Source organism: Flavobacterium sp. FlaQc-47 (assembly GCF_044006475.1).
GTDB lineage: Bacteria > Bacteroidota > Bacteroidia > Flavobacteriales > Flavobacteriaceae > Flavobacterium.
Map to the genome: position 1 here is coordinate 493,601 of NZ_JBIPCQ010000001.1, position 22,236 is coordinate 515,836.

General features: G+C 33.6%; 22 protein-coding genes and 2 pseudogenes. 7 read left to right on the plus strand and 17 right to left on the minus strand.

Annotated features, from left to right (window positions below; all coding sequences use genetic code 11):
- Positions 1-131 precede the first annotated feature (131 nt).
- Entirely contained in the window at positions 132-1,196 is a 1,065-nt protein-coding gene (locus ACHRVX_RS01925; RefSeq protein ID WP_395328457.1) for a tetratricopeptide repeat protein, read from the plus strand.
- A gap of 35 nt (positions 1,197-1,231) precedes the next feature.
- Here ACHRVX_RS01925 and nth read toward each other — a convergent pair whose 3' ends face one another.
- Entirely contained in the window at positions 1,232-1,888 is a 657-nt protein-coding gene (gene nth / locus ACHRVX_RS01930; protein ID WP_395328460.1) for an endonuclease III domain-containing protein, read from the minus strand.
- Positions 1,889-2,100: 212 nt separating this feature from the next.
- Here nth and bcp point away from each other — a divergent pair, with 212 nt between their 5' ends.
- Positions 2,101-2,553, plus strand: a complete 453-nt coding sequence (gene bcp / locus ACHRVX_RS01935) for a thioredoxin-dependent thiol peroxidase (protein ID WP_395328463.1) — start codon at positions 2,101-2,103, stop codon at positions 2,551-2,553.
- Between the two features lie 243 nt (positions 2,554-2,796).
- Here the strand turns inward: bcp and ACHRVX_RS01940 are convergent, their stop codons facing one another.
- A complete protein-coding gene (locus ACHRVX_RS01940; protein ID WP_395328465.1) occupies positions 2,797-4,257 on the minus strand; it encodes a TonB-dependent receptor in 1,461 nt (486 codons plus the stop codon).
- A gap of 90 nt (positions 4,258-4,347) precedes the next feature.
- Here ACHRVX_RS01940 and ACHRVX_RS01945 point away from each other — a divergent pair, with 90 nt between their 5' ends.
- The 3 genes from ACHRVX_RS01945 to ACHRVX_RS01955 are packed head-to-tail and all read left to right on the plus strand — an operon-like array spanning position 4,348 to position 6,097.
- Positions 4,348-5,112: an MBL fold metallo-hydrolase gene (locus tag ACHRVX_RS01945; RefSeq protein WP_395328468.1), complete on the plus strand. Its 765-nt coding sequence runs from the start codon at positions 4,348-4,350 to the stop codon at positions 5,110-5,112.
- A 12-nt stretch (positions 5,113-5,124) separates the two neighbouring features.
- Entirely contained in the window at positions 5,125-5,628 is a 504-nt protein-coding gene (locus tag ACHRVX_RS01950; protein WP_395328470.1) for a hypothetical protein, read from the plus strand.
- 40 nt (positions 5,629-5,668) lie between these two features.
- Complete coding sequence (locus ACHRVX_RS01955; RefSeq protein WP_395328473.1) at positions 5,669-6,097, plus strand: hypothetical protein; 429 nt, start codon at positions 5,669-5,671, stop codon at positions 6,095-6,097.
- Positions 6,098-6,166: 69 nt separating this feature from the next.
- Here ACHRVX_RS01955 and ACHRVX_RS01960 read toward each other — a convergent pair whose 3' ends face one another.
- From ACHRVX_RS01960 to ACHRVX_RS01980, 5 genes are all read right to left on the minus strand, one after another.
- The gene (locus tag ACHRVX_RS01960; RefSeq protein WP_395328475.1) at positions 6,167-6,760 is read right to left on the minus strand and encodes a hypothetical protein; all 594 of its coding nucleotides are present in this window, start codon (positions 6,758-6,760) and stop codon (positions 6,167-6,169) included.
- Positions 6,761-6,838: 78 nt separating this feature from the next.
- Entirely contained in the window at positions 6,839-7,483 is a 645-nt protein-coding gene (locus tag ACHRVX_RS01965; RefSeq protein ID WP_395328477.1) for an alpha/beta hydrolase, read from the minus strand.
- 112 nt (positions 7,484-7,595) lie between these two features.
- Complete coding sequence (locus ACHRVX_RS01970; protein ID WP_395328480.1) at positions 7,596-7,922, minus strand: hypothetical protein; 327 nt, start codon at positions 7,920-7,922, stop codon at positions 7,596-7,598.
- A gap of 5 nt (positions 7,923-7,927) precedes the next feature.
- Complete coding sequence (locus ACHRVX_RS01975) at positions 7,928-9,184, minus strand: dihydroorotase family protein (protein ID WP_395328483.1); 1,257 nt, start codon at positions 9,182-9,184, stop codon at positions 7,928-7,930.
- 161 nt (positions 9,185-9,345) lie between these two features.
- Positions 9,346-11,271, minus strand: a complete 1,926-nt coding sequence (locus ACHRVX_RS01980; protein WP_395328485.1) for a BatA domain-containing protein — start codon at positions 11,269-11,271, stop codon at positions 9,346-9,348.
- A gap of 351 nt (positions 11,272-11,622) precedes the next feature.
- Here ACHRVX_RS01980 and ACHRVX_RS01985 point away from each other — a divergent pair, with 351 nt between their 5' ends.
- Positions 11,623-12,735 carry a lactonase family protein gene (locus tag ACHRVX_RS01985; protein WP_395328487.1) on the plus strand — a complete coding sequence of 371 codons (1,113 nt, stop codon included), beginning with the start codon at positions 11,623-11,625 and terminating at the stop codon, positions 12,733-12,735.
- Between the two features lie 153 nt (positions 12,736-12,888).
- Here ACHRVX_RS01985 and ACHRVX_RS01990 read toward each other — a convergent pair whose 3' ends face one another.
- From ACHRVX_RS01990 to ACHRVX_RS02005, 4 genes and pseudogenes are all read right to left on the minus strand, one after another.
- On the minus strand, positions 12,889-14,241 hold the full coding sequence (locus ACHRVX_RS01990) for a DEAD/DEAH box helicase (RefSeq protein WP_395328489.1): 1,353 nt from the start codon (positions 14,239-14,241) through the stop codon (positions 12,889-12,891).
- Between the two features lie 298 nt (positions 14,242-14,539).
- On the minus strand, positions 14,540-15,304 hold the full coding sequence (locus tag ACHRVX_RS01995; protein WP_395328491.1) for a TIGR02757 family protein: 765 nt from the start codon (positions 15,302-15,304) through the stop codon (positions 14,540-14,542).
- A gap of 111 nt (positions 15,305-15,415) precedes the next feature.
- A pseudogene (locus ACHRVX_RS02000) lies at positions 15,416-15,862 on the minus strand (ABC transporter ATP-binding protein); the annotation flags it as partial.
- A gap of 216 nt (positions 15,863-16,078) precedes the next feature.
- Positions 16,079-16,294: pseudogene (locus tag ACHRVX_RS02005) on the minus strand (ATP-binding cassette domain-containing protein); the annotation flags it as partial.
- Between the two features lie 327 nt (positions 16,295-16,621).
- Here ACHRVX_RS02005 and ACHRVX_RS02010 point away from each other — a divergent pair.
- Complete coding sequence (locus tag ACHRVX_RS02010) at positions 16,622-16,912, plus strand: hypothetical protein (RefSeq protein WP_395328493.1); 291 nt, start codon at positions 16,622-16,624, stop codon at positions 16,910-16,912.
- Positions 16,913-17,349: 437 nt separating this feature from the next.
- Here ACHRVX_RS02010 and ACHRVX_RS02015 read toward each other — a convergent pair whose 3' ends face one another.
- The 6 genes from ACHRVX_RS02015 to ACHRVX_RS02040 form a co-directional block, all read right to left on the minus strand.
- Positions 17,350-17,652: a DUF6787 family protein gene (locus tag ACHRVX_RS02015; protein ID WP_395328495.1), complete on the minus strand. Its 303-nt coding sequence runs from the start codon at positions 17,650-17,652 to the stop codon at positions 17,350-17,352.
- 32 nt (positions 17,653-17,684) lie between these two features.
- Positions 17,685-18,125, minus strand: coding sequence for a DUF6146 family protein (locus ACHRVX_RS02020; RefSeq protein WP_395328497.1), 441 nt, complete (start codon positions 18,123-18,125; stop codon positions 17,685-17,687).
- Positions 18,126-18,252: 127 nt separating this feature from the next.
- Positions 18,253-18,816 carry a hypothetical protein gene (locus ACHRVX_RS02025; RefSeq protein WP_395328500.1) on the minus strand — a complete coding sequence of 188 codons (564 nt, stop codon included), beginning with the start codon at positions 18,814-18,816 and terminating at the stop codon, positions 18,253-18,255.
- Positions 18,817-18,917: 101 nt separating this feature from the next.
- The gene (locus ACHRVX_RS02030; protein ID WP_395328502.1) at positions 18,918-19,868 is read right to left on the minus strand and encodes a D-2-hydroxyacid dehydrogenase; all 951 of its coding nucleotides are present in this window, start codon (positions 19,866-19,868) and stop codon (positions 18,918-18,920) included.
- A gap of 97 nt (positions 19,869-19,965) precedes the next feature.
- Entirely contained in the window at positions 19,966-21,036 is a 1,071-nt protein-coding gene (serC, locus tag ACHRVX_RS02035; protein ID WP_395328504.1) for a 3-phosphoserine/phosphohydroxythreonine transaminase, read from the minus strand.
- Positions 21,037-21,129: 93 nt separating this feature from the next.
- Entirely contained in the window at positions 21,130-22,203 is a 1,074-nt protein-coding gene (locus ACHRVX_RS02040) for an acyl-CoA reductase (protein ID WP_395328507.1), read from the minus strand.
- Positions 22,204-22,236: the final 33 nt, after the last annotated feature.

Here is a 22,236-nt window from a genome sequence, read left to right on the forward strand (position 1 = left end):
TTTGTTGTTTGTTTTGATGTTTTCTAGAAACATATAAAAACAAAGATTTATTTTCGTCACAATATAGTATTGGCGAACAAATCTTTTCTTTTTAACCATAAGAATATATTTAACAACCAAACTAAACCAAAATGAAAAATCACCTAAAAATAGTGTCATTCCTGTTATTGCTAAATATGACTGCATTTGCTCAAAAAGAAGAGCTAAAAGAAGCACAAGCTAATTATGCAAAAGGAAAAAATCAGGAAGCATTAGCAATTTTGAAAAAAATTGAATACCAAATTATAAATGCACCAGATGATGTAAAAACGGAATATTTTTTTACAAAAGGAAATGTCTGCAAAGATTTAGCTGCTAAAAATACCGATGCTGCAACAAATTTTTCCCTGGCAGTAAGCGCCTATCAGGATGTACTTTTGTATGAAAATGAATCTCGTGTTTACAAATTTGCCTTCAAAGCAAGCTCTGCACTAAAAGAAATGAAATCTAAATTAGTAGATGGAGCCTATAATGATTACAAAGCAGGAAAATTCAAAGAAAGTTCAGATAAAAGTTACGAAGTATATTTGTTTGACAAAAAAGATACTTTAAATCTTTACAACGCTGCATCATCTTCATTGTCAGCTAAAGATTATACTACGTCAATCAAATATTTCGAGCAGCTTAAAAAAATAAATTATACCGGAAAAGGAATGCTTTTTTATGCTACAAACAAAAAGACAAAAGAAGAAGAATCTTTTACTTCCATCAGCGCCAGAGAAATAAGTGTTAAGGAAGGGTTGTATGAAAAGCCAAGAAACTTTTATCCCCCATCAAAAAAAGATGAAATTCTAACTTCATTGGGATATGCCTTTCTGGAGAACAATGATTATTGCAATGCAGAGAAATATTACGAAGAAGCATTGCAAACAAATGAAAAATGTATGGATTGTTACATCAATCTCGTTTATGTTAAGATAGAACAAAAAAAGCAAATAGTCGATAAAATGGCTGCTTTGGGCAACAGTCCTTCGGAAATGAAACAATACGATGTATTGGATGCTCAAAAAGACGAAATTATAAAAAGTGCCATTCCATATCTGAAAAAAGCCCTGACAATTGAACCAAAAAATGAAAGTGCTACAAAATCGTTATTGGGAATATACAGATCCCTTAATATGACAAACGAATATAATTCCTTGAAAAGCAGTATGTAAAATAAATATTAAAATATTAAATGAGATTGAAGCTGCTAGATTTTCTTTTTAGCAGCTTCTTCTAGTAAAGACTTTTTACCCACCGTTCTCGTAATAATATCTTTCTCTAAATTCCATCCTCTTGCAGGCGAATATTCACGTCCGTACCAGATAATTTGTAAATGCAAATCATTCCATATTTCTCTTGGGAACAACCTTTTAGCATCTTTCTCAGTCTGCACCACATTTTTACCATTTGAAAGATTCCATCTGTGCATCAATCTGTGAATATGAGTATCAACAGGAAAAGCAGGAACACCAAAAGCCTGAGACATCACAACGCTCGCAGTTTTATGTCCAACAGCCGGTAAAGACTCAAGAGCTTCAAAACTCTGCGGCACTTTCCCATCGTATTTATCAATTAAAATATGCGATAAACCATGAATTCCTTTAGATTTCATAGGCGATAAACCACAAGGGCGAATAATTTCCTTGATTTCCTCCACAGACATTTTAATCATATCATACGGATTATCAGCCTTTGCAAAAAGCAACGGCGTAATTTGGTTCACACGCACATCCGTACATTGTGCCGAAAGTAAAACGGCAATCAACAGCGTGTAAGGGTCTTTATGATCTAATGGAATCGGTATAGTAGGGTAGAGTTCTTTTAACGTATTTATAACAAATTGTACGCGAGCTTCTTTATTCATTTCCGTATTTTTAGAGTCGCAAAAATAACATAAATTTAATGATGAGCCTAATCCAGCTTTCTGTTTCAACTCCTCATTCAGCTTAGTAATTGTGAATTGTGAATTGCTAATTGTGAATTGCTAATTGTGAGTTATGAATTATGCGCAATCCAAAAATCTAAAATCTAAAATCTAAAATCTAAAATCTAAAATCTAAAATCTAAAATCAAAATATGACAACATTACAAAAAGGAGATAAAGCTCCAAATTTCTCAGCCGTAGATCAAGACGGAAAAACACATCAATTAGCAGATTACGCAGGAAAAAAATTAGTAGTATTCTTTTATCCAAAAGCAAGTACGCCAGGTTGCACGGCAGAAGCTTGTGATTTAAGAGATAATTTTGAACGTTTTAAAGCTAATAATTATGAACTCCTTGGCGTAAGTGCTGACAGTCAGAAAGCACAGTTGAAATTCAAAGACAAATACGAATTACCTTTTCCTTTATTAGCCGACGAAGATAAATCGGTAATTAATGCATTTGGTATTTGGGGACCTAAAAAATTCATGGGAAAAGAATACGACGGAATCCACAGAACCACTTTCGTAATTGATGAAAACGGAATTATCGATGAGTTGATCTCACAAGTAAAAACCAAAGAACACGCAGCACAGATTTTGAAATAAATCTTTAAAGAGTTTCTTTTGTTTCAGGTTTTCTTTGTTTCAGGTTTCAAACTTCAGGTTTTATCGGCAAAGATTGGAAGCGCAAAGTTTGTCACCTTATTCAGCAAAGATTGACGACATTAGGTGCGGAATTTCCTGTGCGATTTCTCCCTTCGTTCGAAATGACAAGATACGAGAACATGAAACCTGAAACAAAGAAAACCTGAAACAAAAAAAAGTCCCAATTCACTTGGGACTTTTTAATTAATTATTTTGTTCAAATTCTATTTGAGGATGATAACCAAAAAGATGATGTTCTTTTATAATTTCAGCAACTCCTGACGGAAGCATAGGTTCCCAGCCGGATTTCCCCTGGCTGATCATTTTTAAGACTTCACGAGAGAATACATTTAATATTTCAGGGTTATAATCTACAATATCAACCACTTTTCCGTTGAACTTAAAGAATTTGTATAACTCTTTCATTCTAGGATGTACCTTTAAATTATCTGAAGTAATAATTTCCCCATTCTCGCCCAACATTGGGTATAAAAATACCTTCATGTCACGGTAAAATAATTTTCCGAAAGCTTCCAGAATTCCACCACTTAAATGACGGTAATATTTCTCATCAAAAATATCAATTAAATTATTTACACCCATCGCTAATCCCATACGGGCTTTAGTGTAATTGGCAAAATATTCAACTACTTTATAATATTCCTGAAAGTTAGAAATCATAACAGTCTGACCTAACGAACAAAGCAACTCCGCTCTGTCCATAAAATCACGTTCATCAATTTCACCATCAGAACGTAAATTCGAAAGTGTAATTTCAAAAACAACTAAAGTATTGTCTTTTTCAACCTTATTTTCTTCAAGAAACATTTTCAATGATTTCTCATACATATCAAGGTTTACATTCGTTACAGGGCGAAAACTTCCTCTAAAAGCAAGAAGATTCTTTTTGTATAAAATAGCAGCAGGTAAAACGTTTTTTCCTTCAGGGTTAAACATAACCGCATCGGTCATTCCGTTTTTAACCAGTTGTAAACTCATTAAACGGTTATCAACATCAGCAAAACGAGGTCCTGAGAAATTAATAGTATCAATTTCGAGCTGGTCTTTGTCTAAGTGATCGTATAAATAGCGAAGTAATCTTTTAGGATCGTTGTATTTGTAAAAAGCACCGTAAATTAAGTTTACACCTAAAATCCCCAGTGTTTCCTGTTGAAGTCTTGCATCAGTTTCTTTAAAACGAATGTGCAGAATAATTTCGTTGTAAGCCTCGTCAGGTTCAATTTGGTATCGAATTCCAACCCATCCGTGACCTTTAAATTGTTTGGCAAAATCTATTGTGGCAACAGTATTGGCGTAACTGAAAAAAAGTTTTGTAGGATGTTTTTCTCTGCTTAAACGCTCTTCAATAATCTGACCTTCAAGAGTCAGCATTTTTTTTAAACGTTCTTCGGTTACGTAGCGTCCATCATTTTCGATTCCGTAAACGGCATCACTAAAATCTTTGTCATAGGCAGACATTGCTTTTGCAATAGTTCCCGATGAACCTCCGGATCTGAAAAAATGCCTGACCGTTTCTTGTCCAGCCCCAATTTCAGCAAATGTTCCGTAAATATTCTCGTTTAAATTAATGCGTAACGCTTTGTCTTTTATAGAAGGAATCTGTTCGATGACCTTGTCACCTTTGAGTTTTATTTCTGTACCCATTTTATTTTAAATAGATTTGTTACAAAGTTAGCAAATTAGGGTTCTAATGAAAGAGAAATAATCCTATTTTTGTAAAAAAAATAAGTTCAATTGAAGGTACATTTTTTAGGCACCGGTACATCTCAAGGTATTCCGATTATCGGAGTCGATCATCCCGTTTGTAAAAGCACTGATCCTAAGGATAAAAGGCTCCGCGTATCCATCTGGATTACCTGGAACGAGCACTCGTATGTAATCGATTGCGGACCTGATTTCAGGCAGCAAATGCTTTCTTGCGGATGCAATCATCTTGATGCAATCCTCTTTACACATGAACATGCAGATCACACAGCTGGTTTGGATGATATTCGTCCGTTTAATTTCAGGCAGGGAGAAATTCCTGTTTATGCACATCAACGTGTAATTGATAATTTAAAACGTCGTTTTGATTACGTTTTTGAAACTGTAAACAAATATCCCGGCGCTCCCAGCGTCAAAACAATAGAGGTCGTGAATAACGAACCTTTTGCAGTAGGAGATAAAACGGCAATTCCTGTAAATGTCATGCATGGCGATTTACAGGTTTTTGGTTATCGCATTGATGATTTTGCTTATTTAACCGATGTTAAAACCATTCATGAAACCGAAGTTGAAAAACTAAAAAACCTTAAGGTTTTAGTAGTGAATGCTTTGCGCGTAGAACCGCACGATACACATTTTAATTTGCAGGAAGCACTGGATTTTATAAATTTGGTCAAGCCCGAAGTCGCTTATTTAACGCATATTAGTCACGTTTTGGGCTTTCATGAAGAAGTACAAAAGCAACTGCCGGAAAATGTTTTTCTTGCTTACGACAATTTACAAATTACAATTTAATTATACCACAAAATGAAAAAATCCTTAATGCTTTATCTTTTTATTCTTGCAATACTAATGAATGTTTTTACTTACATGTTTTACAGCAGAGAAGTGAAATTTGGGCAGGAAAGATATGATAAAACAACTAAGAAGCTAAGAGACAGTATTAATACAGTAACAACAAAATTAGCTGACGCAGATTATTTTTCCTTAGCACATAATGAAAATGCACAAAACTACTTCGATAACAGCGCAACCGGAGGAAAAGTGATTTTATACGAAAAATTGATTCCTGTTGTAACAGAGAAATTATTAGATCTAAATGCAAACCCAAAAGGCAATCCCTATACAGGACAAGACCAGATAGGACCAAATAAATTTATCATCAATAAAGTGAAGATTTTAAACCACAGATGGATCATCGCTGATTATAGCAATGGAGAAATATGGGGAGAAGTGTTATTAAAATACTTTGTTGCTGATGATGAAAGTATAAGTTTTGAAGTAATTCAAACCTGGTTATATCAAAAATAGAAAGAATAATCCTATATTTGTATCATTAAATTATAGGACTATGAAAAAAATATTTTTATTTTCGATTATTGTTGGTCTTTCATTTTCTTGCGCTAAGAAAGTTTCGGAAGAAAATAAAGCCCCAAAGGCAAAAGATCAAAGGGCAACTGTTGTTGGTGGAGATTCAGATGCGCACGGTTGCAAAGCTTCGGCTGGATATACCTGGTCAGAACTTACAAAAAAATGTGTACGTCTTTTTGAAGCAGGTACAAAGTTATCTCATGCCGAAGATGGAAAAACATATTCAACAGTAGCGTATGTTATTTTTGAAGGAAATAAAGCTGAACTATTTTTGGACACTCAAAAGGAATCTATTCTTTTAGAAAGAAAATCTGAAGGTGATTCGTGGAATAAGGGTGATTATCAATTAATTCCCTGGAAAGGATATGTACTGAAAAAAGCCGGTAAAATTATTTATACCGGAGAATAGTTAATTTACAGTATTCAGTCGCAGTTTTCAGTTTGTAGCTGCGACTTTTTGTTTTATCTATTTTTTGATTTATTGCTTATTAAAAAAGTCTTTAATCATTATTGAACTTTCTTCCGGAGTTCGTAGTGATATAAATTCACCATTTTTATCGATCATAAAATGCCCTTTAAAAGCTTCCGGCATTGCATTATATTGCTCATTAACTTGATGCAGAGTTTCCTTAAAACAATTGTAATTGTATTTTTCAACTAAATAAGGCAAGGAGTTTTGTCCTCTTAAAAGCTCGTATTCCTGATAATTATAAGGAGTTGATTGTTGTCTTTTGGATAATGTCTGATTGAATTTCTGCAATAGTTTTTCTATTTCTTTTTCGCTTATAAATTTAGAAAGTCCGCGAAGCGCGTAGATCTTCATGTCCAGATATCTTTCCTTTTTGTATGCGTTATTAAAGAAATTTTCTAATTCAGGAAATTCAAAATAATATAATAACCTCAATATTTTATTCCTGATATCAAGTTGTTTTGTTCCTGAATAAATTTTTGTTAAGTGAACAAAGTTATCCTTATCAATGACTTTTTTATCTAATGAAAACAAAGCATTTCTAAAATCGACATTTGATTCCTTGATTTTTTCGTCAGTTAGTATAGCTGGAAAATTACTCATTATTAGATTTTAAAAGGACTGAAAAAACTGAGACCGCGACTGAATACCTCGACTGAAAACTGAATACTGAAAGCTAAACTACTCCGCCAGCCAATTCTTAAAATCAAAGAAATTTTGCGGAGCAACTCCATGACCAACAGGATATTCCTTATAAGTAACCGGAATATTTAATTTCTCCAGAATTGCGGGAGTTTTTCTCGCCCAGTCAATCGGGATAACCTGATCTACAGTTCCGTGTGAAGCGAATATTTTTAGGGTTTTAAAGTCGTTTTTTTCGTAACCTTCCTTAATAATTTCGTCGTTAAAATAACCACTCATTGCTACAACTCTCTGAATTTTTTCAGGATAAGAAAGCGCTACTGCATAACTCAAAATAGAACCCTGACTAAAACCAACTAACGTTATATTGTTAGCGTCAATAGGATAATGAGCAACTAATTCATCGACGAAAGCTGCAATTGCATCACGTGATGTTTTTGCCTGCTCATTGTCTGAGAATTTATTCTGATCTGCATCAAAATTAATAGCATACCACGCGTAAGCACCATATTGCAAATCATAAGGAGCACGAGCAGAAATAATATAATAGTTATCAGGAAGTTCCGTTGCAAACGAAAATAAATCAGCTTCGTTGCTGCCGTATCCGTGTAATAAAAGTAAAACAGGATTTTTATCTAAGATAACTTTTGGTTCTTGTATTTTATATTCTAAAGATAGATTCATTTCTTTTGGAAAGTTATGAGTTATAAGTTTTGAGTTATGAGTTTCTTTCGCAGTTGATCTTTGTAAAAGTTTTTAGTTTAGAATTTGGAATTTTTAAATTTTTGTAATTTTATTATCCGATAGATTTAAACCATTTTTGGAATAAATTACCAACCAACGGAATTGGTCTGGTTTGCCCCTGAATGGCACTAAAAATCCCGTACGTCCATAATATCGAAATACAAATCCACATAGGGAAAGTAATCATAAAGCTGTCGAAATTGCTTATTATAGCCCCAAAAGAAATAAAAGCAAGCGATAATCCTAAAGCCTGACGGATATGAAAAGAGGCAAAACTATTTTTATTTTCAGAGTTCATAGACATTGCAATCAGGACACCAATAATTAAAATATAACTGGTAATGGCGATTGATTTTCCGTCTTCGATTGAATTATTCATTGTAATTATTTAGTGATAACAAGTTGATTTTGGTTTAATATTCCGTACACAGCGCCTTTTAGTTCGGTTCCTAAAAAAGCAGAATTTTTAGATTTTGAAAGAATATTTGCTTTTGTAAAGATTGATTCTCCTTCAGGATTAAAGAATGTAAAATTAGCTTTTGATCCTTCGGCAATTGAATTATTCTCAATTCCGAAAATAGTTTTTCCTGAAGTTAATTTTTCAACAATAGTTTCAATAGGTAAAACGGTTTGTAAAGCTCCAAAAGCACTTTCAAGTCCAATAGTTCCGTTTTTAGCCGTATCAAATTCCATTTTCTTGAACTCTATATCAATTGGGTTGTGGTCTGAAGTAATAATGTCAATAGTACCTTCAGTAATTCCGTTTAATAAAGCTTGTCTGTCGCTTTCGGTTCTTAATGGAGGCGTAACTTTAAAACGGGTATCAAAACCTTCTAATTTTTCATCGGTTAAAACCAAATGATGTACAGCAACGCTGCAAGTTACCTGCAATCCTTTTGCTTTAGCTTCTCTAATCAATTCAACCGATTTTGCGGTAGAAATGGTCGGAATATGAAGTTTTCCGCCTGTATATTCCAGTAAAAATAAATTTCTTGATATTTGTAATTCTTCGGCAAGATTTGGGATTCCTTTTAATCCTAATTTAGTAGAAACTATTCCTTCATTGGCAACACCATTTCCTTTAATATTGGGATCTTGTGAATAGGTAATAACTAATCCGTCAAAATCCTGAACATATTGTAAAGCGATTTTTAAAAGATTAGCGTTGTCGATACTTTTGTTATAGTCTCCAAAAGCGACAGCTCCGGATTTTTTCATATCAAACAATTCTGCCATATCCTTTCCTTCACTTGCTTTGGTCAGAGCTCCAATTGGGAAAAGTTGTGTAGCAAAACCATTCGCTTTATTTTTGACAAAATTCACCTGCGACTGATTGTCAATAACAGGAAAGGAGTTGGGCTGTAAAGCAATTGCCGTAAAACCACTTTTTGCAGCAACATTTAATCCGTTTGCAATCGTTTCTCTGTCTTCATAACCTGGTTCTCCAAAAGAAACGCTGCTGTCAAACCAACCTTGTGAAAGGTGTAAATTGTCTAATTTTACTTCGGTTGTATCCTCAATGTCAAGAATCGAAGTTCCTATTTTTTCTATTAAACCATCTGCAATTAAAAGATCAATGGTCTGATTATGAAACGGACTTTTTGGATCGATAATTTTGGCGCTTCTGATGATTATTTTCATATGTAGATTTTTATTTTGTATACAAATAGTATTTTACAGCGTTCTGTTTGTCATTTTGATGAAGAGAAATTGCATCCAGAGAGCGACGTACTTTATGTCTTTACTTTATCTGATTTCTCCTTCGTCGAAATGACAAAACTAAGCGAAAGAAACGTTATGTTTTACTTTACAAATTTGATAATTGCCATTTCCAGTGCTAAAAATAACAGTGCAAAGATAACAAACCATTTCCAAATTTGGCTGTCAGTCCGCTCAGTTTGTAACGTATTAAAAATAGTCGAAATCGTATCGGCAGTTTTAAAATCTGAAATTACGTTGGTATTTACCTGACTCAAATCGCTTTCACTTCCTTTGTAATTGAAACTCAAATTTTCAACCCATTCTTTTTTATCAAAAACACTGTAATTTCCGGCTGTTTCAGGGAAATCATTAAAGGTTAGTTTAACTTTGTTATTCAATATTTGCTGAATCGGAATAAATGAATCTTCATTTCCTTTTACTTCTAAAATAGCATCTTTTGTCAATAAAACGTCTACGAAATAAGGTTGATTGTTTCCAATAGTCAAAGCGTTAACGCCGGTTTTCTGATTGTTTTGTCCCATTTTATAAAATAAGGGAACAATTAACGGAGATTGTTGAAAGTTTGAATTTGTCGTGTTGATTGGCGCTGAAAAAACAGTAATTCCGGAAACCGGGTTTTGAATTGCCGTTACAAACACACTTTGATCTTCATAAGATAAAACTGCCGGATATGGGCTTGAAATATCAAATGAATTAGTCGTTTTTGGGTATTGGAAATTCGTGATTTTATTCTCAAAAACTCCTGAAAATAAAGGATGATCAAAATTGATTTTGGTAATTAACTTGCTTTTGCTTTCAGGATTTTTAAATTCAATTTTCCCGAAATTCCCCAGAAAAGCATTCAGATTTGAAATGGAGCTTTTTTCAGAAGGAATCACGACCAGATTTCCACCTTTAGAAACAAATGCTTTTAAAGTAGTTTGTAATGCCTGCGGAACTTCAATTAATTCATTTAAGATAATCGTGTTTTGCTTTTCTAAACTATTATAGTCCAAACTGCTACTAGAATAATTGCTGTAATTGAATTCAGCCGAAGTATAAATTCTGGATAAGAAATTGCTTTTTTCAGGTTCTCCAATACTGATAACATTTGTTTTTTTAGTTTTTGAAATACTAAAATACAGCTTGTTATCATACGTCAAACCATTATCTTCGATTGTTACATATCCGTGAAAAGATTCTTTTGGAATCGTAAAACTGACTTTCTTTTTCTTTGCATCAAAATTGATAATTGTTTTGGCGATCAGTTTGTTTTGGTTGTACAATGCCATCGATACAGGCTTGAAATCTTCTCCATAAGCGGATAAATTAACGCTTATTTCATAAAAATTTTCTAAAGTCTGATTGATAAAAACGCTGTCAATTGCGATATTGTTTTTTTGTTCAGCTTCCGGAACAATGAAATATGGTTCTTCGGTACTACTATTTTTCACATCTTTTTCGGCTAAACCCACAGCATCTGTAATAATAACAATATCTTTTTTATGTGCTGATTTATGTGCTTTTATCTTCGCCATAATCGAAGGAAGTTCAAAAGGAGTTGCGCTGTATTTTAAATTTTGTAAAGCGCTTTTAGATGATTTTATGTCTGTATTCCAATAATTTTCGGTATTGGTTAACAATGAAAACTGAGTAGTTTCCGGAGTGTTTTCTAATAATTCCTGAACTGCACGTTTTAGTAATTCGCCTTTTTTGCCTTTGGCCTGCATACTAAACGAATTGTCCAGAATGATATACATTTCATTCGATGCATTTTTGCTGTCTTTTGCTTCAAAAAAGGGTTGGGCAAAAGCCAAAATTATACACGTTAATAAGAATAAACGAGTAGCCAGTAAAAGTCTTTTTTTGATTTTAGAACTTTTTCGCGTTTGAATAGAAAGTTCTTTTAAGAATCGTACGTTAGTAAAATAAGAAATTTTAAAACGTCGTAATTGAAATAAGTGAACCAAAACAGGAACAATCAATAAAAACAGAAAGTATAGAATTTCGGGATGTTTAAAATGCATTCTGGCTTAGATTTATTTCACTACGTTTTGTAGATGCTGGTCAAAAATACAAATTTTTAATCAAAACATATAGGGAATATTGTTAAACCATATAAGTGATATAAGAGATTATAAGTAAGCGTTAATTGCTGGAATGATAAAATAAATTAAGATTAGAAATATGGAATGTATCGGAGATTAATTTTAGACTTTTTTCGCAAAAATTTAATGAACTTATATTCCTTATATGGTTTAAAAATTATGATGTGTATTCTGAAAAATGTAACTTTTGCTAATTCTTTTGTAACAAAAAATGAGTTTTTGAAAGGTATTATTGATTATTTTAGCATATTCAAAAACAATTAAAAAAATATGAAAAGATTATATATAGTACTTTTTTCGGCATTGGCCTTACAAACTTTGCAAGCTCAGAATAAATTTAATTTATTAGTGGGAACCTATACCAATACTTGCGAAAGTAAAGGGATTTATGTTTACGAATTTGATGCAGCTTCCGGTGATTTTAAATTAAAAAATTCTACTGAAAAAGTAGTAAGCCCAAGTTATTTATCCGTTTCTGCAAATAATAAATTTCTATATGCGGTAAACGAAAACGGAACTCAAAGTGCTGTAAGTGCATTTACATATGATGCGCCAACGGGTAAACTTAAATTATTAAATACAAATTCTTCACTGGGAGCAGATCCTTGTCATTTAATAAATGATGATAAAAACGTAATTGTTGCCAATTATTCCGGCGGGAGTATCGCTGTATTCAAGAAAAATGCTGACGGAAGTATAACTGAAGGACAGCAATTGATTCAGCATGAAGGCAAAGGACCAAATGCGGCACGTCAGGAAAAAGCACACGTTCATATGGTTGTTTTTTCTCCGGATAAAAAGTTCGTTTTGTCAAATGATTTGGGAGAAGATAAAATTTATATTTATAAATATAATCCGGGTTCCAGCCATGAAATCCTTACTTTAAAAGGAACTGTTGATGTAAAAAAAGGAAGCGGACCAAGACATTTGACATTTAGTAAAGATGGTAAGTTTGTCTATTTAGTTCAGGAATTAGATGCTACTTTGACAACTTTAAGTTATGATAAATCCGGAAATTTAAAAGTTCTTGCGGAAACAAGTATTCTTCCGAAAGATTTTAAAGGTGGTACAGGAGCAGCAGCAATTAAAATTTCGCCAGACGGAAAATTTTTATATGTAACAGATCGTGTTGATGCTAACACTATTACGGCTTATCAAATCCAGAAAGACGGAAGTATAAAATTTGTAGAACAGCAAAGTACTTTAGGAAAAGGTCCAAGAGATTTTGCTATTGACCCAACGGGGAATTACCTTTTGGTTGGTCATCAATATACAAATGAGATCATTATTTTCAAAAGAGATAAAGCTACCGGAAAACTCACGAAAACAGGTAAAAAAATCGAATTGTGTTCACCGGTGGGACTTGTTTTTACTAAGATATAGTTGAGGAAAGGTTCAAAGGTTCAGAGTTACAAAGGCTCAAAGGTTTAAATGAAAAGGCTCAAAGAGTAAAGAATTAATTTTACCCTTTGAGCCTTTTAGTATATTTTTACTTTGAACCTTTGTCTCTTTGAATCTTTGCCCCTTTAAAAAAGACTATTTATTCTTATCTTTTCTTTTTTTATCTCTCGTTTTCAACATATTACGATTGACAGATCCGTGGGTTTTCTTTTTGGTTTTAGAAGGTCCGCCAAGATTGACTTTTTTATTCTTTTTGTCTTTATCATGAAAAGCACCATCACCTTTTAGTGTTTGTTTTTTCATTAAAAACTTAATCGGTTGTTTGTCTTTTTCAGGTTCGATTAATTTTAGTGAAATTTCAACTTCTTCAGGAAAATCTGCAATGGCAAGTTCCTGATTCATTAATACCTCAACTTCAACTTTAAATTCTTCTTCACGAGGCGTTATAAAACTAATTGCGGTTCCTGTTGCATCTGCACGACCTGTACGACCAATTCTGTGCATGTACAATTCAGGAAATTCAGGAAGCTCAAAGTTAATAACGTGAGAGATATTCGAAATATCCAAACCTCTCGCCATAATATCAGTTGTAATTAATCCGCGAAGATTTCCTTCCTGGAATTCAGCCATAGTACTCAAACGGTAATTTTGAGATTTATTCGAGTGAATTACTCCAAACTGACCTTCAAAATCTTCTTCGATTCGGGTATGAAGCATGTCTGAAATCTTTTTATTATTCACAAAAACCAAAACACGTTCCATGCTTTCGTTTTTTTGTAATAAATGTTTCAACAAGTTTACTTTTGTATTAAAGTTTGGAACATTATAAGTGATTTGCGTAATGTTTTCAAGCGGAGTTCCTGAGGCAGCAAGTGTAACCTCTTCCGGAAAATCAAAAAAGTCATTCAAAACAGCATCAACTTCATCAGTCATGGTTGCAGAGAATAAAATGTTCTGACGTTTGGTTTTCATCATCGCCAAAAGTGCTGTCAATTGCGTACGGAAACCAAGATTAAGCATTTCATCAAACTCATCAATAACTAATTTTTGAGTTTCATCAAAACGAATAACGGCATCAAGCGCTAAATCCATTGTACGACCAGGTGTTCCAACAAGAATGTCAACACCTTCGTAAACAGCTTTTTTTTGTGTATTGATATTTACTCCACCAAAAATACCAAGCGTACTAACCGACATGTATTTGGTTAATTTCTCTACTTCTTCAACAACCTGAACAACTAATTCACGTGTTGGAACCAGAATTACGATCTTAGGCGTATTGGTTGGTGTAAATTTGTATAATTTTAAAAGAGGCAATAAGTAAGCAAATGTTTTACCGGTACCGGTTTGCGCAATTCCCATCATATCGCGCCCAGACATAATCACGGCAAAGGATTTTTCCTGAATAGGAGTAGGCGTAACAAAGCCTAATTCGTCGATTGCTTTTTGTACTGATTTTGGAAGATTGAATTTTTCGAAAGTGCTCATTTACATTAAATTTTGTGCAAATGTACGTTAAATTCGTGGTTTTTTGTTAGATTTTTATTATTGATACAGCTTGTGACCCTGAGCGGAGTGGAAGTGCGCGCCAATTGGAATCTTTTGAGCACAAATATTATAAATCAATTTTAAACACGAATTTCACTAATTGCCACTAATTAGTTTGTGAAATTAATTGCACAAACAAAGTTAACTATCGAAATTTTGTGCAAATTCGTGAAATTTGTGTTTGTAGACTTGGAAGGATTCGACTCCGCTCAGCCTGACATGTAGTGTGTTTCTACGCTTAAAACCCTTCAAAAACCCCTAATCCAAAAAGAGCAAAATCGTATTTAACGGGATCCTGAGCATCCATTTCCCTAAGTTTAAGATCCAGCTCCGCCAGTGCTTTTCCGTCGTTTTGTTTTCGGGTAAGGATTTCTAATTTTCGTGCGACATTACCGGAATGTACATCAAGCGGACAAGATAATGCAGATGATGAAATGGTTTTCCAGATGCCTAAATCAACACCCTTTGTATCCTGACGAACCATCCACCGCAAATACATGTTGATTCGTTTTGCAGCCGAATTATTCAAAGGATCTGAAATATGTTTTTGAGTTCTGGGTAAATGATCGATTTCAAAGAATATTTTTTTGAACTCATGAATGCTTTTTTGCAAACTGTCTTTTTCCTGATGTTTTGCAAAAACGGCTTCTAATCCATTGTGGTTTTTGTAAATATGTTGTAATCCTTTAATGAAACCTCCAAAATCTTTTCCGTTAAAAGTACGATGAACGAAATTTTCAAGTCGGGATAAATCATCTTCAGAATGTGACATGACAAAATCGTAAGGCGTATTGCCCATTAATTCCATCATTTGATGGGAGTTTTTGATAATCATTTTACGATTTCCCCATGCAATTGTCGCGCTTAAAAAACCTGCGATTTCAATGTCTTCTTTTTGAGAAAATAAATGCGGAATCTGGACAGGATCACTTTCTATGAAATCCTGATTATTATATTGTATGACTTTTTCGTCGAGAAATTCTTTGAGTTCTTTTTTGTTCATAATTTAATTAAGGGTAATTATTATCATAAAGCCCTAGCCCTGATAGAAGTGGAAATCCTTTTGTGTAATGAAATGGAACAAAAGATTGGAATGGATAGCAGGAAACAGCTCCTAATTACTAATTTGTCCATCAACCATAACTAATTTTCTATCCGCCATATTAGCCAGTTCTTCGTTGTGGGTTACGATTACAAAAGTTTGTCCAAATTCGTCACGAAGCTGGAAGAATAATTGATGTAAATTCTCGGCAGAATGTGTGTCTAAGTTTCCCGATGGTTCATCGGCAAAAATAACATCAGGTTTGTTGATTAGCGCTCTCGCAACTGCGACACGTTGTTGTTCTCCTCCTGAAAGTTCGTTGGGTTTATGATGGATTCTGTGTGATAACCCCAGATATTCTAAAATTATTTTTGCTTCTTTTTCAGTTTCGGCTTTTGGTTTATTTGCCATAAATGCGGGAATACAAACGTTTTCCAACGCTGTAAATTCCGGTAATAATTGATGGAATTGAAAGATAAAACCAAGATTTAGATTCCTGAAATTAGATAATGTTTTATCCATTTTGCTTTTCTTTTTAAAATAGCGATTCATATAAATCGCTATCACCAAAAGAGGCAACAATAAAATTGAAATAATACTGTATCGAACAATATCGTCGAAGATCACAAGTTGGAACGAAAATAAAAAAACAAGTAAACAAACCAAGTAAATACAACCTATCCAGGAAACCCATTTAAATGTTTTTTCTTGTTTTGTATTGTCAGTTTCTACATCCTGTAATTTCAATACGTTTTCTCCGTTGATGGTTAGAGAGGATTCGGTATTTATTTCAGGTTTGTCCAATGTTCCTAAAATTTGCAAAAGTGTTGTTTTTCCCGCACCGGAAGCACCCACTATAGAAACGATTTCGCCTTTTTTGATATGCAGATCAACTCCCTTTAAAACCTCTAATTTATCGTAGAACTTATGTATATTTTTTGCGTGGATCATTTTGAAACTGTTTCTACAAAGAAACAAAGATTCTGCCGATATAAAAATGTGTTGTAACAGAATTTTAAGAAGAAATAGAAAGCAAATGCAATTGAAGTTTTCGCCCACGGATTGGACGGATTAAACTGATTATCGCGGGTTTTGTATTTTTGAAATAAATAGTTAAATCTTTTAATCTGTGGCAACCTGTTAAACCAGTATAATCAGTGGGCAATATAAATGGCAGGGAAATTGATTAGATGGGAATTAAGAAAGAAAATCAAATTTTGAAATAAGTTTGTTTGACTAATTATTTATAAATTCGAATAATATCTAAATCTAAGAAAAATGCAGGAAGTTAATGTAGCAAATGACGATAGAACCAGAAAACTCCTTTTAGGTTTGCTTCTGGATGGAGTTGGAATGATCTCCTTTACGATTCCGCTTTTGGGAGAATTCTCAGATGTGATTTGGGCACCAGTTGCGGCTTTTATCATGACCAGAATGTACAAAGGACGAGTGGGAAGAGTAGCGAGTGTTTTAACTTTTATAGAGGAAGCATTGCCTTTTACAGATATAATTCCGTCGTTTACACTGACGTGGATTTATACCTATTATTTCCAAAAAGGAGAAAACTAAAATTACAACAATTTTATAAAATGAAAAATGGCAACCGTAAAAGTTGCCATTTTTTTTATTTCTTGATGAGATTTTGAAATATGTTGGCATCAAGACTAAATGTTGTGTAAAAACATAAAAGAGATTAGTAGTTAATTGAAGTTGCTCGTTTAATAATTCAATAAATAAATTGGCTTTAAAAATTTTAATCCCTACGGGATATTTTTCTGGTTGATTCTTATCCTACCAATATTAAACTCCTACGGAGTAACAAAACATCCCGAAGAGATTACATTTATATACTGGATGATTTTTACCGCAAAGCACGCAAAGTTTTTTATCGTAGAGTGTGTTGACAAACACAAAGTTCACAAAGCTTTGTGGTCTTTGTGTTTATATCCATCTTGCTTGGTAAAAAATCTTTGAGTGCTCTGTGGTATTTGTAAGCATTTATAAAATTAGTCTTTGAATAAAAATCCTAATCCCATATTTTTAAGCATTTTCTTTTCGAAATTCCAAAAAAATCGGAATTGCCCGAAAACGGTTCCTATTGCAACGAGTAAAACCTGATAGATAGGGAAGATGATAAGTAATCGGATTAGAGTAAACCAACCGCCAAAATCTTCTTTGGTGATGCCAAGCCAAACGCAAAAAGGTTTAGACAACCATGCAGATGCCGATCCTGTGATGGCAAAAACAACGATGATAATTATGGCTTGTAGATTTGAGGTAATCCCCCAACGTTTCTTTAATCTATTCATTTTTACTTGCAATGATTACAAATATAAGAACATTATCTTATAGGAACATACCCGCCGAGCTTTTGTTTGTATGTATTTTGAAAAAAGATCATATAATTATAAATCAAATAATTTACTTCGTATCCGTAATGAATACCCGGTTGATAATCAATCGTCATTTCGTATAAATTGGGACTATATCTTTGTGGTTGCAAAACGCGATTATTCCATTCAGTTACATATAAATAATTCTTGTTTTCAAGATAGGACAAAGAATAATAATTTCGCGGAAGCGCCATTGACGCCAGCCACGTACTAAAACCGTTGTCTATAATTATAACTTCATATTCTAATGAATCATTTGCAATTCGTACAGTATCATTTACAGCAGTATTTGACTTTACTTGAGGATTTGAAGCCACAGTATTTTTTGAAGCTGTAGAACACGCAATTATGGTGAATAAAAGTATTAATATGTAGCAGCAATTTTTCATAGCTTTAGTTTCAAGTTTAAATTTACGAAGAAATGGGTTAAAAGAGTTACTAAGTTGCTAAGTTTCTGAGCTAATAAGTTTTACCCAGTCACTTAACAACTCAGAAACTCAGAACCTTTGCAGCTTTTTACTTACTTCCAAACAATTTCCCAATAAACCCGGCTATTCCGCCTTTGGTTTTAGTAACTACCAGAACATCGGCTACATCAACTTTTCCATCTGCGTTTTGATCTAAGCCAAATTGCATTCCGTATTTATTGATCGTTTCCATAATTCCCGAAGCTTGTCCGCTGTTTCCAGTAAGAGAACTGATTATATCCGAAATTTGAAAACTGCTGTCGTTTGGATCTTTTGCTTTATTTACCAATGAGCTTAATATTTGCGGTATCATGCCTGATGCAATACCGGAAGAAGCATCATTACTCAATCCGAATTTTTGACCAAGAGTACCGGACAACTGTTGTGTAATTTGCTGTACAACAGGATTAGAACTATCAATAGTTGATTTACCACTAAACAGGCTGGCAAGTTGTTCGCCGCCACCTTCTGAAGCAATTTTTTGCAATCCTGCAAATATAGAATTGCTGGTTTCGCTAATTACAGCTTCGTTTTGCTCATTTGGAACGGCGTCGTTTTTTACGACAGCACTATTTCCGTATTGTTGCACTAATTGTGTTAATTGTTCAAACATGATGTTTACATTTAGATTAGACGACAAATTTAATGAAAAAAGAAAGGGATTTACTACAATTTTGTAGTAAATCCCTTTAAAGTTAATCTATTTTTTACTTCCTAGCTTAACAAAGTAATAATTTGTGATGCTAATTCAGTTCCAATTCTGTCTTGTGCCTCTCCTGTTGCAGCTCCAATGTGCGGAGTCAAAGAGATTTTTGGGTGCATTAAAATTGTCATTTCTGGTTTTGGTTCGCTTTCAAAAACGTCTAAACCAGCAAAAGCAACTTTTCCTGAATCCAATGCTTTTATTAAAGCTACTTCATCAATAACGCCACCACGAGCACAGTTTACGATTCCAACACCGTCTTTCATGATTTCAAATTCTTTCTCGCCTACGATATAACCGTTTTGAGCAGGAACGTGCAATGTAATGAAATCAGCTTCTTTAAATAATGATTCTAATGATTGAGATACGATTGTTGTAGTAATCGATTGACCATCAAAAAACTCCACTTTAATATCTACAGACGGAATAAAACTATCCGCAGCAATTACTTTCATCCCTAAACCAAGTGCCATTTTTGCAGTAGCTTGTCCAATACGACCAATACCAACAATTCCAAGCGTTTTTCCTCTTAATTCAACACCGTTTGCATAGGCTTTTTTCAAACCATCAAAGTTTGAATCTCCTTCAAGAGGCATATTTCTGTTAGAGTCATGTAAAAAACGAACACCAGAAAATAAATGTCCAAATACCAGTTCAGCAACAGATTCTGATGATGAAGCCGGCGTATTAATTACGTGAATTCCTTTGCTTTTTGCATAATCAACATCGATATTATCCATACCAACACCACCGCGACCAATAATTTTTAATCCCGGGCAGGCATCAATAATATCCTGACGAACTTTAGTTGCGCTACGCACTAAAACCACGTCTACATTATTTTCATTTACAAAATTAGCTACTTGTTCCTGAGCTACTTTTGTAGTTATAACTTCAAATCCACCTTTTTCTAAAGCTAGAATTCCACTTTTAGAAATTCCGTCATTGGCTAATACTTTCATTGTGTATATATTTTTCCCCCTATCCCCCGAAGGGGGAATTATTTGGGTTGTTAGTTATTTTTTTTCTTTTTTCTTTCCCCTTCGGGGGTTAGGGGGACTAAACTTTAGTCTCCAAAGCTTTCATTACATCAACCAATACCTGAACACTTTCGATAGGCATTGCATTGTAAATAGAAGCTCTGTAACCACCAACAGAACGGTGTCCCGGTAATCCTGAAATTCCGGCAGCTTTCCATAAAGTGTCAAAAGTTTCTGTATGATCTGCGTTGTTTAATAAGAAAGTCACATTCATTTTAGAACGATCTTCAACCGCAGCAGCACCTTTAAACAATGGGTTTCTGTCAATTTCCGTATAAAGTAAATCTGCTTTTGCATCGTTTAATTCCTCAACTGCGGCAACTCCGCCTTTTTCTTTAATCCATTGTAAAGTTAAAAGTGAAACGTAAACAGCAAAAACAGGAGGTGTATTGTACATACTTTCTGCTTTGATATGTTTAGCATAATCTAACATACTTGGAATTGTTCTTCCGCTTTTCTCTAGGATTTCTTCTTTAACAACTACCAAAGTAGCTCCTGCAGGACCCATATTTTTTTGAGCACCGGCATAGATTAAATCAAATTTAGAAAAATCTAAATCACGGGAAAATATATCAGAACTCATATCGCAAACAACAGGAACATTCGTTGTAGGGAAATCTTTCATTTGAGTTCCAAAAATAGTATTGTTACTAGTGCAGTGAAAATAATCAGCGTCACTTGGTATGGTGTATCCTTTTGGAATATGGTTGTAATTTTCTTCTTTTGAAGAAGCTACGACAATAGTTTCTCCAAAATTCTTAGCTTCTTTTATAGCGGCAGTCGCCCAGGTTCCGGAATCTAAATAAGCAGCTTTTCCACCTTCTTTCAATAAATTGTATGGAGCCATTAAGAATGCTGTACTTGCACCACCTTGTAAAAATAATGCCTGATATCCTTTTCCGGTAAGTCCTAATAACTCTAAAGCAAGCGAACGTGCTTCATCCATAACTGCAACGAAATCTTTGCTTCGGTGCGAAATTTCCAGAATAGAAAGTCCTGAATCATTAAAATTTAATATAGCTTTTGATGCTTTTTCAAAAACCTCTTGAGGTAAGATACTCGGTCCTGCGCTGTAGTTGTGTTTTTTCATGGTTGTTGTTAATAGACGAAAATTTTAAAGAGGCAAATTTCGGCAATAGGAGCTGAAAAAGCGATAAATTATTCGAAATAATTAAACATATTTTTACTTTGTTGTTAACAAAAACGTTATAGTATCTACGTTATCTGCATAATCCCACAATTGAGGATTTTGGGTCTGTCCAAACGGAATACTGTTTTTGATCAAATCATTGCTTACAATGCACTGAATTTGTTCAGCATCAGCTGCAAGACGTGTTTGTAAATCTTCGATATTTTCATAAAATTCATAAAAAACACTCGAAATAGGAGAGGCGTAACTTGAATCTTCTTTTAAAGTCAAAAATCCGTTGTCTAATAATTTGAAATTACTCATTAAAAAAACCGCTTTATTATAATCATAATTATTAGCGTATTTTTCATAATGAATTACATCCTGATATTTAAAAATTGCCTCAAAAAAAGCAACAAATGAGTAGTCTTTAGGAACAAAAAGTTTCGAAACATTACGACATCCTAAACCAAAATACCTGAAAATATCTTCTCCTAAAGCTTCTAATTCTTCCTTGGTTTCTTTTCCGTTTAAAACCGCAACAGAGTTTCTGTTTTTACGAATGATGGAAGGTTTGTCTTTAAAATAATATTCAAAATAGCGTGCAGTATTATTGCTTCCGGTGGCAATTACGGTATCGAAGTTTTCCAGTTTACCTTCTACGAAAGTGATTTTATTTTTTAAACTTTCATCAACATAAATTAGATATTTTGCTAAAAAAGGCAATAAATGCTGATCGTTTGATGATGTTTTTATTAATGCTTTATTGCCTGTGATTAAAACGGATAAAAAATCGTGAAAACCAACTAACGGTATATTTCCGGCTAAAATTAAAGCAACATTTTTTTCTGTTTTCTCAGTTTGAGCAAATTCACTTGAATATTCAGCCAGCCATTTGTCAATGTTTTCTCCGGTTAAAGCATCTGCCCAGGATTTTATTGCAAAATATACTTGTTCTGGCGTATACCATCCGTTATGTGATTGCGAAAGCTTTATCAATTTTATAAAATCATCAAAAAACAAATCATTGCCTAAAACTGACGGATTTGGTGTATTATTTGTTTCAGAGAACTGATTTAAGAATTTGCCTAATTCAACAAAAACACTTTTTTTTGTTTCTAATGTCATATTGTTTGCTTATGAATTGTTTTGATTGTAATT